This window comes from Pseudomonas orientalis (genome assembly GCF_022807995.1).
GTDB classification, from domain to species: domain Bacteria; phylum Pseudomonadota; class Gammaproteobacteria; order Pseudomonadales; family Pseudomonadaceae; genus Aquipseudomonas; species Aquipseudomonas orientalis_B.
Map to the genome: position 1 here is coordinate 1,872,600 of NZ_CP094351.1, position 15,707 is coordinate 1,888,306.

Sequence of the window (15,707 nt, forward strand, 5' to 3'; positions counted from 1 at the left end):
AAAAAGCTGTGCTGCGAGGATAAAAACAATGAACGACAGCATTTACCTCTCGATTCAAAACAGCCCGCGTTTCAAGGAGCTGGTGAAAAAAAGAGAAAGGTTCGCCTGGATTCTCTCGGCGATCATGCTAGGGCTTTACTCCGGCTTCATCCTGTTGATCGCCTACGGGCCGCAAGTGCTGGGTGCCAAGCTGAGCCCCGGTTCATCCATCACCTGGGGCATCCCCATCGGGGTCGGGCTGATTGTCTCGGCCTTCATCCTCACCGGCATCTATGTACGGCGCGCCAATGGCGAATTCGACGACCTGAACAATGCGATTCTCAAGGAGGCTGCGCAATGATCCGTCGTCTATTGGCTGTATTCGGCGCTTCAGTCTTTGCGCCCGCCGTCTGGGCGGCCGATGCATTGACCGGTGAAGTGCACAAGCAACCGCTGAATATTGCAGCGATCCTGATGTTCGTGGCCTTTGTCGGCGCGACGTTGTGCATCACCTACTGGGCCTCCAAGCGCAACAACTCGGCGGCCGACTACTATGCGGCCGGCGGCAAGATCACCGGTTTCCAGAACGGCCTGGCGATTGCCGGCGACTATATGTCGGCGGCGTCCTTCCTGGGGATTTCCGCACTGGTGTTCACCTCCGGCTATGACGGCCTGATCTACTCGATCGGCTTCCTGGTGGGCTGGCCGATCATTCTGTTCCTGATCGCCGAGCGCCTGCGTAACCTGGGCAAGTACACCTTTGCCGACGTGGCGTCCTATCGCCTTGGGCAAACCCAGATCCGCAGCCTGTCGGCCTGTGGCTCGCTGGTGGTGGTAGCGTTCTACCTGATCGCGCAGATGGTCGGCGCGGGCAAGTTGATCCAGCTGCTGTTCGGCCTCGATTACCATGTTGCGGTGATCCTGGTGGGCATCCTGATGTGCCTCTATGTGTTGTTCGGCGGCATGCTGGCGACCACCTGGGTGCAAATCATCAAGGCAGTGTTGCTGCTGTCCGGTGCCTCGTTCATGGCGCTGATGGTGATGAAGCACGTCAACTTCGATTTCAACATGCTGTTCTCCGAGGCGATCAAGGTTCACCCCAAAGGTGAAGCGATCATGAGCCCCGGCGGCCTGGTGAAAGATCCGATCTCGGCGTTCTCCCTGGGCCTTGCATTAATGTTCGGTACTGCGGGCCTGCCGCACATCCTGATGCGCTTTTTCACCGTGAGCGACGCCAAGGAAGCGCGTAAGAGCGTGCTGTATGCCACCGGCTTCATCGGCTACTTCTATATCCTGACGTTCATCATCGGCTTTGGCGCGATCCTGCTGGTCAGCACCAACCCGGCGTTCAAGGACGCAGCAGGCGCCTTGCTCGGCGGCAACAACATGGCGGCGGTGCACCTGGCCAACGCGGTGGGCGGCAGTATCTTCCTGGGCTTCATCTCGGCCGTGGCCTTTGCCACCATCCTTGCAGTGGTTGCCGGCTTGACGCTCGCAGGTGCTTCGGCGGTGTCCCACGACCTGTATGCCAGTGTGATCAAGAAAGGCAAGGCCAACGAGAAGGACGAGATTCGCGTGTCGAAGATCACCACCATCGCCCTGGCGGTGTTGGCTATCGGCCTGGGGATCCTGTTCGAAAGCCAGAACATCGCGTTCATGGTCGGCCTGGCGTTCTCGATTGCCGCCAGCTGTAACTTCCCGGTATTGCTGCTTTCCATGTACTGGAAAAACCTCACCACCCGTGGCGCCATGATTGGCGGCTGGCTGGGCCTGATCAGTGCCGTTGGCCTGATGATCCTGGGTCCGACCATCTGGGTTTCGATCCTGCACCATGAAAAAGCCATCTTCCCGTACGAGTACCCTGCGCTGTTCTCGATGATCATCGCATTCGTGGGTATCTGGTTTTTCTCCATCACCGACAAATCGGCGGCGGCGGAGAAAGAGCGTGCGCTGTACTTCCCGCAGTTTGTGCGTTCGCAGACTGGCCTGGGGGCGAGTGGGGCGGTTAACCACTAAGCTTTTCACTGCATAGAGAAATGCCCCGGTCGAAAGGCTGGGGTATTTTTTTTGCCTGGAGATTTGTGGTGCCTGGTCTGGCCTCATCGGGGGCAAGCCCCCTCCCACATTTGACTGTATTCACACGTTCAGATGTGTGAACCCAATCCAGTGTGGGAGGGGGCTTGCCCCCGATGAGGCCAGCTCAGGCGACACAAATAAAAACGGCCTCCGCTAAGGGAGGCCGTTCTCAGTACAGCTTGCAGCCAAATGCCTACTTGCGATCTTCCAACTTGGTGATGTCACGCGACTCGTAGCCGGTGTACAACTGGCGCGGACGGCCAATCTTGTACGGGCTCGAGAGCATTTCCTTCCAGTGGGAGATCCAGCCCACGGTCCGCGCCAGGGCGAAGATTACGGTGAACATGCTGGTTGGAATGCCGATCGCCTTGAGGATGATCCCCGAGTAGAAGTCGACGTTCGGGTACAGCGAGCGTTCGATGAAGTACGGGTCGGTCAGGGCGATCTCTTCCAGGCGCATGGCCAGTTCGAGTTGCGGATCGTTCTTGATGCCCAGTTCCTTCAATACTTCGTCGCAGGTCTGCTTCATGACGGTGGCGCGCGGGTCGCGGTTCTTGTACACCCGGTGACCGAAGCCCATCAACTTGAACGGGTCGTTCTTGTCCTTGGCCTTGGCGATGAATGTGTCGATGTTCGAGACATCGCCGATTTCATCGAGCATGGTCAATACGGCTTCGTTCGCACCGCCGTGGGCAGGGCCCCACAGTGCGGCGATACCGGCGGCGATACAGGCGAACGGGTTGGCACCCGAAGAGCCGGCCAGACGTACGGTAGAGGTGGAGGCGTTCTGTTCGTGGTCGGCGTGGAGGATAAAAATCCGGTCCATGGCCTTGGCGAGCACCGGGCTGATCGGTTTGATCTCGCACGGCGTGTTGAACATCATGTGCAGGAAGTTTTCCGCGTACGTAAGGTCGTTGCGCGGGTACATCATGGGCTGACCCATGGAGTACTTGTAAACCATTGCGGCCAGGGTCGGCATCTTGGCAACCAGGCGGATCGCGGAAATTTCGCGATGCTGCGGGTTATTGATGTCCAGGGAGTCGTGATAGAAGGCCGACAGGGCGCCGACCACGCCGCACATGACGGCCATCGGATGGGCGTCGCGACGGAAGCCGTTGAAAAAGGTCTTCAACTGCTCGTGAACCATGGTGTGGTTCTTCACGGTGCTGACGAACTGGGCTTTCTGCTCGGCTGTCGGCAATTCGCCATTTAGCAGCAGGTAGCAGGTTTCCAGGTAGTCCGACTGTTCAGCGAGTTGCTCGATCGGGTAGCCGCGGTGAAGCAGAATGCCATTGTCGCCATCGATATAGGTGATCTTCGACTCGCAAGAGGCGGTCGACATGAAGCCTGGGTCGAAAGTGAAACGGCCCGTGGCCGTCAGGCCCCGTACGTCGATAACATCGGGACCAACGGTGCCGGTTAAAATGGGCAGCTCGACGGGGGCTGCGCCCTCGATGATCAACTGCGCTTTTTTGTCAGCCATGTGGCCTCCTATTTATGCTTCAAATCATCAGACAGACCCCCCACGCAGGGCCCGCACCACTATAGTGAGATAAATCCAGATGTCAATTTGCCTAAAGTCTTGCTCCAGAAGGCTTTAACCGTACTTTTTCGTCGAAATTGCCTGCCATTTACGCCTTTTATCCCGTCAGCGCAATCAGCTATTAGGGTGAGGTGTGCGCGTTGTCATTAGTAACCTAACTGTCTATACTCGGCCACCGACCGCCAAGGGCTTTTGGGCTTGCTTTCATTGGGGGTCGCACTCCCTGGGTGGTGCTTACCTGACCAGTCGCACTCCCCAACAACTTTGCCCTGATTGTTAGGGGCTCTTCAGTGTGAAAAAAAGCCGTGAATAGCCAACGACCTGTAAACCTAGACCTAAGGACCATCAAACTCCCCATCACCGGCGTTACGTCGTTCCTGCACCGTGTTTCCGGCATCATTCTGTTCCTGGGCCTGGGCATCATGCTTTATGCATTGAGCAAATCCCTGGGTTCCGAGGAAGGTTTTGCCGAGGTGAAGGCAACCTTGACCAGCCCGCTGGCCAAGTTCGTAGCATGGGGCCTCCTGTCCGCTCTGCTGTATCACCTGGTAGCCGGCGTGCGCCACTTGATCATGGACATGGGCATCGGTGAGACGCTGGAAGGCGGCCGCCTGGGCTCGAAAATCATCATCGCCATTTCCGTGGTGCTGATCGTTCTGGCAGGAGTTTGGATATGGTAACCAGCGTAACGAATCTGTCGCGTTCGGGCCTCTATGACTGGATGGCACAGCGTGTGTCTGCGGTCGTTCTCGCGGCTTATTTCATTTTCCTGATCGGATACCTCGTCGCAAACCCGGGTATCGGCTATGAGCAATGGCATGGCCTGTTCGCCCACAATGCGATGCGAATCTTCAGCCTGCTGGCCCTTGTAGCCCTGGGCGCTCACGCCTGGGTCGGCATGTGGACCATCGCGACCGACTACCTGACGCCAATGGCGCTGGGCAAGTCCGCGACCGCAGTCCGTTTCCTCTTCCAGGCAGTATGCGGCATCGCGATGTTCGCTTACTTCGTCTGGGGTGTGCAGATTCTTTGGGGTATCTGATTCATGGCTAACATTCCAACTATTTCCTTCGACGCCATCATTATTGGTGGCGGCGGTGCCGGCATGCGCGCTGCGCTGCAGCTGGCCCAGGGCGGTCACAAGACTGCCGTGATCACCAAGGTGTTCCCGACGCGTTCGCACACCGTATCGGCCCAGGGTGGCATCACCTGCGCCATCGCCTCCGCCGATCCGAACGATGACTGGCGCTGGCACATGTACGATACCGTCAAGGGTTCCGACTACATCGGTGACCAGGACGCTATCGAATACATGTGTCAGGAAGGCCCGGCAGCGGTGTTCGAGCTGGACCACATGGGTCTGCCGTTCTCCCGCACCGAGCAAGGCCGTATCTATCAGCGTCCATTCGGCGGCCAGTCGAAGGATTACGGCAAAGGCGGGCAGGCTGCCCGTACCTGCGCTGCATCCGACCGTACCGGTCACGCGCTGCTGCACACCCTTTATCAGGGCAACCTGAAAGCCGGTACCACGTTCCTGAACGAGTACTACGCTGTCGATCTGGTGAAGAACGGCAAGGGCGAGTTCGTCGGTGTGATCGCCATCTGCATCGAAACCGGTGAAACTACCTACATTCGTGCCAAGGCTACCGTGCTGGCGACCGGCGGTGCAGGCCGTATCTACGCGTCCACCACCAACGCCCTGATCAACACCGGTGACGGCGTCGGCATGGCCCTGCGTGCAGGCGTGCCGGTACAGGACATCGAAATGTGGCAGTTCCACCCCACCGGCATCGCCGGTGCCGGTGTACTGGTTACAGAAGGTTGCCGTGGTGAAGGTGGTTACCTGATCAACAAGCACGGCGAGCGTTTCATGGAGCGTTATGCGCCGAACGCGAAAGACCTTGCCGGTCGTGACGTTGTGGCTCGCTCGATGGTTAAAGAAATCATCGCCGGCAACGGCTGTGGGCCGAACGGCGACCACGTACTGCTCAAACTCGATCACCTGGGCGAAGAAGTGCTGCACAGCCGTCTTCCAGGTATCTGCGAGCTGTCCAAGACCTTTGCTCACGTTGACCCGGTGGTTGCTCCGGTTCCGGTGGTTCCGACCTGCCACTATATGATGGGCGGCGTGCCGACCAACATTCACGGCCAGGCGATCACTCAGAATGCCGAAGGCGTGGACGAAATCATTCACGGCTTGTTTGCGGTAGGCGAAGTGGCTTGCGTATCGGTTCACGGTGCCAACCGTCTGGGCGGCAACTCGCTGCTCGATCTGGTGGTATTCGGCCGCGCTGCCGGCCTGCACCTGGAAAAAGCCCTGACCGACGGCATCGAATACGATGACGCCACCGACGCCAACATCGAAGCTGCGCTGGCGCGTCTGAACGCTCTGAACGAGCGCACTGATGGCGAAGACGTGGCAACCCTGCGTCGCGAGCTGCAAAGCTGCATGCAGAACTACTTCGGTGTGTTCCGTACCGGCGAATACATGCAAAAGGGTATCGCCCAGCTGGCCGACCTGCGCACGCGCATCGGCAACGTCAAGATCAACGACAAGAGCCAGGCGTTCAACACCGCTCGTATCGAAGCCCTTGAGCTGCAAAACCTGCTGGAAGTGGCTGAAGCGACGGCGATCGCCGCCGAGGTTCGCAAGGAGTCCCGTGGTGCCCACGCCCGTGAAGACTTTGAAGACCGCGACGACGAGAACTGGTTGTGCCATACCCTGTACTTCCCGGGTGACAAGCGCGTGACCAAGCGTGCCGTGAACTTCTCGCCGAAGACGGTGCCGACGTTTGAACCGAAGATTCGGACTTACTAAGGGTGGCTGCCATGTTGAAAGTCAGTGTTTATCGCTACAACCCTGATCAGGACGCCGCGCCGTTCATGCAGGAATTCCAGGTCGATACCGGCGGTAAAGACCTGATGGTGCTGGATGTACTGGCACTGATCAAAGAGCAGGACGAAGGTTTTTCCTATCGTCGCTCTTGCCGCGAAGGTGTGTGCGGTTCCGACGGCATGAACATCAACGGCAAGAACGGCCTGGCGTGCATCACGCCGCTGTCGGCCGTGGTCAAGGGCAACAAGCTGATCGTTCGTCCACTGCCAGGTTTGCCGGTTATCCGTGACCTGGTCGTCGATATGAGCATCTTCTACAAGCAATACGAGAAAGTTAAGCCGTTCCTGCAGAACGACACGCCGGCTCCGGCCATCGAGCGTCTGCAGTCCCCGGAAGAGCGCGAAAAACTCGACGGCCTGTACGAGTGCATCCTGTGCGCTTGCTGCTCGACGTCGTGCCCGTCCTTCTGGTGGAACCCGGACAAGTTCCTGGGCCCTGCTGCGCTGCTGCAAGCCTATCGCTTCCTGGCAGACAGCCGTGACACCAAGACGTCCGAGCGTCTGGCTTCACTGGATGACCCATTCAGCGTATTCCGCTGCCGCGGGATCATGAACTGCGTCAACGTATGTCCTAAAGGCCTGAACCCGACTAAGGCCATTGGTCACATCCGTAACATGCTGCTGCAGAGCGGCGTGTAACTGACGTTGCAGTAAAAGCAGGACCGTTGTGCCCGTAAATGCTGCGGCGCAGGCTTCAACCGGCGCCGTAGTTTTAACTTGAGCAGCGACTTACAAAGCCGCGGCTCTTATTTTGAAGAAATGAGACAAGCAGGGGCATTCGGGTTGGTACCCGAACTATCAGCGTGATCCTAGTGGCTTGTTCTGGTCGCTGCACTTGGCCTTTTGCAAGCAGACTCGGTGTTTTCGCCGGTGGTGTCCCCAAATCGAGGGTGACCAAGCATGCAAGAAAGCGTGATGCAGCGCATGTGGAACAGCGGCTATCTTTCAGGTGGTAACGCTGCCTATGTGGAAGAGCTTTATGAGCTCTACCTGCACGACCCTAACGCTGTGCCAGAAGAATGGCGCACCAAATTTCAGACGTTGTCTTCAGACGGCAACGCTGCCACCGATGTATCGCATGCTGCGATTCGCGATCATTTCGTGCTGCTGGCAAAGAACCAGCGCCGCGCCCAGCCGGTTTCCGCCGGTAGCGTGAGCAGTGAGCACGAGAAGAAGCAAGTTGAAGTACTGCGACTGATCCAGGCTTACCGGATGCGCGGCCACCAGGCGGCCCAGCTTGACCCGCTGGGGCTCTGGCAGCGTCCTGCACCTGCTGACCTGTCGATCAATCATTACGGCTTGACCAATGCCGATCTTGATACGACCTTCCGTGCCGGCGACCTGTTCATCGGCAAAGAGGAAGCGAGCCTACGCGAAATTCACGAAGCGTTGCAGCAGACATATTGCCGCACCATCGGCGCTGAGTTCACGCACATCACCGATTCCGAGCAGCGTCAGTGGTTCCAGCATCGCCTGGAAGGCGTGCGTGGCCGTCCGGTATTGTCCGCCGAGGTGCGCAGCCACCTGCTTGAGCGCGTGACCGCCGCTGAAGGTCTCGAAAAATACCTGGGTACCAAATACCCGGGCACCAAGCGTTTTGGCCTGGAAGGCGGCGAAAGCCTGATTCCGATGCTCGACGAACTGATCCAGCGTTCCGGTTCCTACGGCACCAAGGAAGTCGTGATCGGCATGGCCCACCGTGGTCGCCTGAACGTGTTGGTCAACACCTTCGGCAAGAACCCGCGCGAGCTGTTCGACGAGTTCGAAGGCAAGAAGAAGGTCGAGCTGGGTTCCGGCGACGTCAAGTATCACCAGGGCTTCTCGTCCAACGTGATGACCACCGGCGGTGAAGTTCACCTGGCCATGGCCTTCAACCCATCCCACCTGGAAATCGTTTCTCCAGTGGTCGAGGGTTCGGTTCGTGCTCGCCAGGATCGTCGCAACGACACCACCGGTGAAAAGGTTCTGCCGATTTCCATCCACGGTGACGCGGCGTTCGCCGGTCAGGGCGTGGTCCTGGAAACATTCCAGATGTCGCAGACTCGCGGCTTCAAGACCGGCGGCACCGTTCACATCGTTATCAACAACCAGGTCGGCTTCACCATCAGCAACCCGCTGGATGCGCGCTCCACCGAGTACGCCACCGACGTTGCCAAGATGATCCAGGCGCCGATCCTGCATGTGAATGGCGATGATCCGGAAGCCGTACTGTTCGTGACCCAACTGGCTGTCGACTACCGCATGCAGTTCAAGCGTGACGTGGTGATCGACCTGGTGTGCTACCGCCGTCGCGGTCACAACGAAGCGGACGAGCCTAGCGGCACCCAGCCGTTGATGTACCAGCAGATCACCAAGCAGCGCACCACCCGTGAGCTGTACGCCGAAAGCCTGACCAAGGCCGGTGTGTTGGATGATGCGCGTGTGCAGGCAAAGATCGACGAATACCGCAATGCGCTGGATAACGGCCTGCATGTGGTGAAAAGCCTGGTCAAGGAGCCGAACAAAGAGCTGTTCGTTGACTGGCGTCCGTACCTGGGTCACACCTGGACCGCGCGCCATGACACCAGCTTTGACTTGAAGACCTTGCAGGAGTTGTCTGCCAAGTTGCTGGAAATCCCTGAAGGGTTCGTGGTTCAGCGCCAGGTGGCGAAGATCTACGAAGACCGTCAGAAGATGCAAGCCGGCGGCCTGCCGATCAACTGGGGTTACGCCGAAACCATGGCGTATGCGACCCTGGCGTTCGAAGGTCACCCGATCCGCATGACCGGCCAGGACATCGGCCGTGGTACGTTCTCGCACCGTCATGCGGTATTGCACAACCAGAAAGACGCGGGCACCTACATCCCGTTGCAGAACCTGTACGCAGGCCAGCCACGTTTCGACCTGTACGACTCGTTCCTGTCCGAGGAAGCCGTACTGGCGTTCGAATACGGCTATTCCACCACCACGCCTAACGCGCTGGTGATCTGGGAAGCCCAGTTCGGCGACTTCGCCAACGGTGCCCAGGTGGTTATCGACCAGTTCATCACCAGCGGCGAGCACAAGTGGGGCCGTCTGTGCGGTCTGACCATGTTGCTGCCACACGGTTATGAAGGTCAGGGCCCTGAGCACTCCTCGGCCCGTCTGGAGCGTTACCTGCAGCTGTGCGCCGAGCACAACATTCAGGTATGCGTGCCGACGACCCCGGCGCAGATTTACCACTTGCTGCGTCGCCAGGTGATTCGTCCGCTGCGCAAGCCGCTGGTCGTGCTGACTCCGAAATCGCTGTTGCGTCACAAACTGGCCGTTTCGACCCTGGAAGATCTGGCCGAAGGTTCGTTCCAGACCGTTATTCCGGAAATCGATACGCTGGACGCCGCCAAGGTCACTCGCCTGATCCTGTGCAGCGGCAAGGTCTATTACGATCTGCTGGAAAAACGCCGTGCCGAAGGCCGCGAAGACATCGCCATCGTGCGTATCGAGCAGCTTTATCCGTTCCCGGAAGATGACCTCATGGAGATCATCGCGCCTTACACCAACCTCACGAATGCAGTGTGGTGTCAGGAAGAACCGATGAACCAGGGCGCGTGGTACAGCAGCCAGCATCACCTGCGTCGCAGCATCGGCAACCACAACAGGTCCCTGGGCCTGGAGTACGCCGGTCGTGATGCGTCTGCTGCACCTGCCTGTGGTTATGCATCGATGCACGCCGAGCAGCAGGAAAAACTGCTGCAAGCTGCTTTCACTGTTTAACGCCTTCGCGCTGACTGAAACCGAATTTTAAGGACCTACAGATAATGGCTATCGAAATCAAAGCCCCGTCATTCCCGGAATCGGTTGCCGATGGCACCGTTGCCACCTGGCACAAGAAACCAGGCGAGGCCGTCAAGCGTGACGACCTGATCGTCGACATCGAAACTGACAAAGTCGTGCTGGAAGTGCTGGCCGAAGCCGACGGCGTGCTGGGCGCCATCGTGGCGGAAGAGGGCGCTACCGTTCTGTCGAACCAGGTACTGGGCTCGATCGAAGAGGGCAGCGCTGCTGCTCCTGCTCCTGCTGCCGCCGCACCGGCTGCTGCTTCCGCGCCTGCCGCCGCTCCGGCTGCGGGTGGCGAAGATCCGATCGCCGCACCGGCTGCGCGTCAGCTGGCTGATGAGAACGGTATCAACCTGGCGTCCATCAAGGGCACCGGTAAAGACGGCCGTGTCACCAAGGAAGACGTGGTGGCTGCAGTTGAAGCCAAGAAAAACGCTCCGGCGGCCGCGCCTGCCAAACCAGCCGCTCCTGCTGCCGCTGCGCCTGTGTTTGCCGCTGGCGACCGCACCGAGAAGCGCGTACCGATGACTCGTGTGCGTGCCACCGTGGCCAAGCGCCTGGTCGAAGCACAGTCAAACATGGCGATGCTGACCACCTTCAACGAAGTCGACATGACTGAAGTCATGGCGTTGCGTTCGAAGTACAAGGACCTCTTTGAGAAGAGCCATAACGGCGTGCGTTTGGGCTTCATGTCGTTCTTCGTGAAAGCGGCCACCGAAGCGCTGAAACGCTTCCCGGCAGTCAACGCTTCCATCGACGGCGCCGACATCGTCTACCATGGCTATGCAGACATCGGCGTTGCCGTGTCGAGCGACCGTGGCCTGGTGGTTCCGGTCCTGCGTAACGCCGAGCTGATGAGCCTGGCTGAAATCGAAGGCGGCATCGCCGGCTTCGGCAAGAAAGCCCGTGACGGCAAGCTGACCATCGACGAGATGACCGGCGGTACGTTCACCATCACTAACGGTGGTACCTTCGGTTCGATGATGTCGACGCCGATCGTCAACCCACCGCAAGCCGCGATCCTGGGCATGCACAACATCATCCAGCGTCCGATGGCCATCAACGGCCAGGTCGTGATCCGCCCAATGATGTACCTGGCACTGTCTTACGATCACCGCCTGATCGATGGTAAAGAAGCCGTGACGTTCCTGGTCACCATCAAGAACCTGCTGGAAGACCCGGCTCGTCTGCTGCTGGATATCTGATAAAGCGGCTTCAAGCTGCGAGCTGCAAGCTGTAAGGAAAATCAGCTTGGCTTGCAGCTTGACGCTTGAAGCTTGTCGCTGAATAGAGGATCTATTTTCATGACACAGAAATTTGACGTTGTAGTGATTGGTGCAGGCCCTGGCGGCTATGTTGCCGCCATCAAGGCCGCGCAACTGGGCCTCTCCACTGCTTGCATCGAAAAGTACACCGACAAGGAAGGCAAACTGGCGCTGGGCGGTACCTGCCTCAACGTCGGTTGCATTCCTTCCAAGGCACTGCTGGACAGTTCCTGGAAATTCCACGAAGCCCAGGATGGTTTCGCGATTCACGGCATCAACCATGCCGGCGTGACCATGGACGTGCCAGCGATGGTCGGCCGTAAAGCCAACATCGTCAAAGGCCTGACCTCCGGCGTTGCCACCTTGTTCAAGGCCAACGGCGTCACTTCCCTGCAGGGTCACGGCAAGCTGCTGGCCGGCAAGAAAGTTGAAATCACCAAGCCCGACGGCTCGGTTGAAGTCATCGAAGCCGAAAACGTGATCCTGGCACCCGGTTCGCGTCCAATCGACATTCCACCTGCTCCTGTTGATCAGAACGTGATCGTCGATTCGACCGGCGCCCTGGAATTCCAGGCCGTACCCAAGCGCCTGGGCGTGATCGGCGCCGGCGTCATCGGCCTGGAGCTGGGTTCGGTATGGTCCCGCCTGGGTTCGCAAGTGACCGTGCTCGAAGCCCTGGACACGTTCCTGCTGGCCGCCGACACCGCCGTGTCCAAGGAAGCCTACAAGACCCTGACCAAACAAGGTCTGGACATCAAGCTGGGCGCCCGTGTGACCGGTTCCAAGGTCAACGGCGAAGAAGTTGTCGTGACCTACACCGACAAGGAAGGCGAGCAGACCATCACTTTCGACAAGCTGATCGTAGCCGTTGGTCGCCGCCCCGTGACCACCGACCTGCTGGCCTCCGACAGCGGTGTGAGCATCGATGAGCGTGGTTTCATCCACGTTGACGATCACTGCGCAACCACCGTACCGGGCGTTTACGCAATCGGCGACGTGGTTCGTGGCATGATGCTGGCCCACAAGGCTTCCGAAGAAGGCATCATGGTTGTCGAGCGCATCAAGGGTCACAAGACCCAGATGAACTACGACCTGATTCCATCGGTAATCTACACCCACCCGGAAATCGCATGGGTCGGCAAGAACGAACAGCAGTTGAAAGCTGAAGGCGTTGAAGTTAACGTCGGCACCTTCCCGTTCGCCGCTTCTGGCCGTGCCATGGCAGCCAACGACACCGGTGGTTTTGTCAAAGTCATCGCTGATGCCAAGACTGACCGCGTATTGGGCGTCCACGTGATTGGCCCAAGCGCTGCAGAACTGGTTCAGCAAGGCGCTATCGGTATGGAATTCGGCACCAGTGCCGAGGACCTGGGCATGATGGTCTTCTCCCATCCGACCCTGTCCGAAGCGTTGCACGAAGCAGCGTTGGCGGTGAATGGCGGCGCCATCCACATCGCCAACCGCAAGAAGCGCTAAGCGAGATAATAAGAAACCACGGCGGAGTTGCCCGTCGTGAGCCTTGCGCGCAAGACTCACCGCGGAATATCCGCTGGACGCAGCCTTGCGCAGCTTTACGGGCCATAAGCCCCGCAGGTTGCGCAAGCAGCAGTCACAGGTGGCGCGGCACTCATAATGAGCGCAGCGCCGAATGCGCAGTACCTAACGAAGACGGTAAAAAGCATGAATCTTCACGAGTATCAGGGTAAGCAGCTGTTCGCTGAATACGGCCTGCCAGTTTCCAAGGGCTACGCAGTAGACACCCCGGAAGCAGCAGCAGAAGCTTGCGACAAAATCGGCGGCAGCGAGTGGGTTGTCAAAGCCCAGGTCCACGCCGGTGGTCGCGGTAAAGCGGGCGGCGTTAAGCTGGTTCGCAGCAAAGAAGACGCCAAGGCCTTCGCACAGCAGTGGCTGGGCAAGCGTCTGGTGACTTACCAGACTGATGCCAATGGCCAGCCAGTCACCAAGATCCTGGTTGAATCGTGCACTGATATCGCTAAAGAGCTGTACCTGGGCGCTGTCGTTGACCGTTCGAGCCGTCGCATCGTGTTCATGGCGTCCACCGAAGGTGGCGTGGACATCGAGAAAATCGCTCACGAAACCCCGGAAAAAATTCTGAAGGCCACTATCGATCCACTGGTCGGCGCTCAGCCATTCCAGGGTCGCGAGCTGGCTTTCCAACTGGGTCTGGAAGGCAAGCAAGTTGCCCAGTTCGCCAAGATCTTCGTCGGTCTGGCCAAACTGTTCCAGGATCACGATCTGGCCCTGCTGGAAGTGAACCCGCTGGTGATCAAGGCTGATGGCGATCTGCATTGCCTCGATGCCAAGATCAACATCGACGCCAACGCCATGTACCGTCAGCCCAAGCTGAAGACTTTCCACGATCCGTCGCAAGACGATCCGCGCGAAGCGCACGCTGCCAAGTTCGAACTGAACTACGTAGCCCTGGAAGGTAACATCGGCTGCATGGTCAACGGTGCCGGCCTGGCCATGGGTACCATGGACATCGTCAACCTGCATGGCGGCAAACCAGCCAACTTCCTCGACGTAGGTGGTGGCGCTACCAAGGAACGCGTTACCGAAGCGTTCAAGATCATCCTGTCCGACTCAAACGTCGCCGCAGTACTGGTCAACATCTTCGGCGGCATCGTTCGTTGCGACATGATTGCCGAAGGCATCATCGGTGCAGTGAAAGAAGTCGGCGTTAAAATCCCGGTTGTTGTTCGCCTTGAAGGTAACAACGCTGAACTGGGCGCTAAAGTACTGGCAGAAAGCGGTTTGAACATCATCGCGGCTACCAGCCTGACCGACGCTGCTCAACAAGTTGTCAAAGCTGCGGAGGGCAAATAATGAGCGTCCTGATCAATAAAGACACCAAAGTTATCTGCCAGGGTATTACCGGTTCGCAAGGTAGTTTCCACACCCAGCAAGCCATCGAGTATGGCACCCAGATGGTTGGCGGCGTAACGCCGGGCAAAGGCGGCACCGAGCACCTGGGCCTGCCAGTGTTCAACACCGTGAAAGAAGCGGTAGAAGCCACTGGCGCCACTGCCAGCGTGATCTACGTTCCGGCTCCTTTCTGCAAGGACTCGATCCTGGAAGCTGCCTTTGGCGGCATCAAGCTGATCGTGTGCATCACCGAAGGCATTCCTACCCTGGACATGCTGGACGCTAAAGTGAAGTGCGACGAGCTGGGTGTAGTCCTGATCGGCCCTAACTGCCCAGGCGTGATCACTCCAGGCGAATGCAAGATCGGCATCATGCCCGGTCACATTCACTTGCCAGGCAAAGTCGGTATCGTTTCCCGTTCCGGCACCCTGACCTACGAAGCTGTGAAGCAGACCACTGACGCCGGTTTCGGTCAGTCGACTTGCGTCGGCATCGGTGGTGACCCGATCCCGGGCTCCAACTTCATCGACATCCTGAAGCTGTTCCAGGAAGACCCGAAGACCGAAGCGATCGTGATGATCGGCGAGATCGGCGGTTCGGCTGAAGAAGAAGCGGCTGCCTACATCAAGGCACACGTGACCAAGCCGGTTGTTTCCTACATCGCTGGTGTGACTGCCCCTGCGGGCAAGCGCATGGGCCATGCTGGCGCAATCATCTCCGGTGGCAAGGGTACTGCAGACGAGAAGTTTGCTGCTCTGGAAGACGCAGGCGTTAAAACCGTGCGTTCGCTGGCAGACATCGGCAAGGCTTTGTCCGAGCTGACCGGCTGGGCTGTCAAGTAAGCCTCGCGCTTAGCTGACGCTTCATCCACACAAAGGCCACCTTCGGGTGGCCTTTGTGCATTCTGGGCTCAGCAACGTATCTGAGGTTGGTGGAGATCCAAATGTGGGAGGGGGCTTGCCCCCGATTGCGGGGTGTCAGTCATGATGATGTGACTGAACCCCCGCTATCGGGGGCAAGCCCCCTCCCACATTTTTGTGTATATCGGCCAAATTAAGTATGAAAACGCGACATATGAATGTCGCTTATCGGACAGTCCGCCCCGCAACAGTGCGTTTGTCAGCCTAATTCTGTACTCTGGCCGCCTCTTTATGCGCCCGTATCCCAAAAGGAAGCGGCTCGCCAGACCGGTCGGTCCCCATAAGGGCCGGCAGTATTTCCCTCATCCACAGGGAATCCCCCTCTAAATTCCGATTCAGTAGTGTGGT

The 15,707-nt window shown here is 58.5% G+C and carries 12 protein-coding genes; 11 read left to right on the forward strand and 1 reads right to left on the reverse strand.

Features of this window, described 5'->3' with window-relative positions; all coding sequences use genetic code 11:
- The first annotated feature begins 28 nt into the window (after positions 1–28).
- Both MRY17_RS08370 and MRY17_RS08375 read left to right on the forward strand, forming a co-directional pair.
- Positions 29–340: a DUF485 domain-containing protein gene (locus MRY17_RS08370; RefSeq protein WP_181284651.1), complete on the forward strand. Its 312-nt coding sequence runs from the start codon at positions 29–31 to the stop codon at positions 338–340.
- Positions 337–1,995 carry a cation acetate symporter gene (locus tag MRY17_RS08375; protein WP_065949131.1) on the forward strand — a complete coding sequence of 553 codons (1,659 nt, stop codon included), beginning with the start codon at positions 337–339 and terminating at the stop codon, positions 1,993–1,995. The genes MRY17_RS08370 and MRY17_RS08375 overlap by 4 nt, the downstream gene beginning before the upstream one ends.
- A 253-nt stretch (positions 1,996–2,248) precedes the next feature.
- Here the strand turns inward: MRY17_RS08375 and gltA are convergent, their stop codons facing one another.
- Entirely contained in the window at positions 2,249–3,538 is a 1,290-nt protein-coding gene (gene gltA, locus MRY17_RS08380) for a citrate synthase (RefSeq protein ID WP_003233249.1), read from the reverse strand.
- Between the two features lie 365 nt (positions 3,539–3,903).
- Between gltA and sdhC the strand changes: the two genes are divergently transcribed.
- The 9 genes from sdhC to sucD all read left to right on the forward strand — a co-directional run bounded on the left by sdhC (position 3,904) and on the right by sucD (position 15,281).
- Entirely contained in the window at positions 3,904–4,278 is a 375-nt protein-coding gene (gene sdhC / locus MRY17_RS08385) for a succinate dehydrogenase, cytochrome b556 subunit (protein WP_181284652.1), read from the forward strand.
- Entirely contained in the window at positions 4,272–4,640 is a 369-nt protein-coding gene (gene sdhD, locus MRY17_RS08390) for a succinate dehydrogenase, hydrophobic membrane anchor protein (RefSeq protein WP_003233245.1), read from the forward strand. The genes sdhC and sdhD overlap by 7 nt, the downstream gene beginning before the upstream one ends.
- A 3-nt stretch (positions 4,641–4,643) precedes the next feature.
- Positions 4,644–6,416 (forward strand): succinate dehydrogenase flavoprotein subunit, encoded by a 1,773-nt coding sequence (gene sdhA, locus MRY17_RS08395; RefSeq protein ID WP_124432078.1) that lies wholly within the window; start codon positions 4,644–4,646, stop codon positions 6,414–6,416.
- An 11-nt stretch (positions 6,417–6,427) separates the two neighbouring features.
- Positions 6,428–7,132 (forward strand): succinate dehydrogenase iron-sulfur subunit, encoded by a 705-nt coding sequence (locus MRY17_RS08400; protein WP_003172807.1) that lies wholly within the window; start codon positions 6,428–6,430, stop codon positions 7,130–7,132.
- A gap of 261 nt (positions 7,133–7,393) precedes the next feature.
- Entirely contained in the window at positions 7,394–10,225 is a 2,832-nt protein-coding gene (locus MRY17_RS08405) for a 2-oxoglutarate dehydrogenase E1 component (RefSeq protein WP_181284653.1), read from the forward strand.
- A gap of 44 nt (positions 10,226–10,269) precedes the next feature.
- The gene (odhB, locus tag MRY17_RS08410) at positions 10,270–11,493 is read left to right on the forward strand and encodes a 2-oxoglutarate dehydrogenase complex dihydrolipoyllysine-residue succinyltransferase (protein ID WP_181284654.1); all 1,224 of its coding nucleotides are present in this window, start codon (positions 10,270–10,272) and stop codon (positions 11,491–11,493) included.
- Between the two features lie 99 nt (positions 11,494–11,592).
- Positions 11,593–13,029 carry a dihydrolipoyl dehydrogenase gene (gene lpdA, locus MRY17_RS08415; protein ID WP_057722679.1) on the forward strand — a complete coding sequence of 479 codons (1,437 nt, stop codon included), beginning with the start codon at positions 11,593–11,595 and terminating at the stop codon, positions 13,027–13,029.
- A 204-nt stretch (positions 13,030–13,233) separates the two neighbouring features.
- Positions 13,234–14,400, forward strand: a complete 1,167-nt coding sequence (sucC, locus tag MRY17_RS08420) for an ADP-forming succinate--CoA ligase subunit beta (protein ID WP_003190011.1) — start codon at positions 13,234–13,236, stop codon at positions 14,398–14,400.
- Entirely contained in the window at positions 14,400–15,281 is an 882-nt protein-coding gene (gene sucD, locus MRY17_RS08425) for a succinate--CoA ligase subunit alpha (RefSeq protein ID WP_124357712.1), read from the forward strand. The genes sucC and sucD overlap by 1 nt, the downstream gene beginning before the upstream one ends.
- Positions 15,282–15,707: the final 426 nt, after the last annotated feature.

Bases quoted from the DNA above. Each gene is read 5' to 3' on its own strand.
- MRY17_RS08405 (WP_181284653.1), top strand. From the start codon at position 7,394: ATGCAAGAAAGCGTGATGCAGCGCATGTGGAACAGCGGCTATCTTTCA.
- sucD (WP_124357712.1), top strand. From the start codon at position 14,400: ATGAGCGTCCTGATCAATAAAGACACCAAAGTTATCTGCCAGGGTATT.
- lpdA (WP_057722679.1), top strand. From the start codon at position 11,593: ATGACACAGAAATTTGACGTTGTAGTGATTGGTGCAGGCCCTGGCGGC.
- sdhD (WP_003233245.1), top strand. From the start codon at position 4,272: ATGGTAACCAGCGTAACGAATCTGTCGCGTTCGGGCCTCTATGACTGG.
- odhB (WP_181284654.1), top strand. From the start codon at position 10,270: ATGGCTATCGAAATCAAAGCCCCGTCATTCCCGGAATCGGTTGCCGAT.
- MRY17_RS08370 (WP_181284651.1), top strand. From the start codon at position 29: ATGAACGACAGCATTTACCTCTCGATTCAAAACAGCCCGCGTTTCAAG.
- MRY17_RS08400 (WP_003172807.1), top strand. From the start codon at position 6,428: ATGTTGAAAGTCAGTGTTTATCGCTACAACCCTGATCAGGACGCCGCG.
- sucC (WP_003190011.1), top strand. From the start codon at position 13,234: ATGAATCTTCACGAGTATCAGGGTAAGCAGCTGTTCGCTGAATACGGC.
- sdhA (WP_124432078.1), top strand. From the start codon at position 4,644: ATGGCTAACATTCCAACTATTTCCTTCGACGCCATCATTATTGGTGGC.
- gltA (WP_003233249.1), bottom strand. From the start codon at position 3,538: ATGGCTGACAAAAAAGCGCAGTTGATCATCGAGGGCGCAGCCCCCGTC.
- MRY17_RS08375 (WP_065949131.1), top strand. From the start codon at position 337: ATGATCCGTCGTCTATTGGCTGTATTCGGCGCTTCAGTCTTTGCGCCC.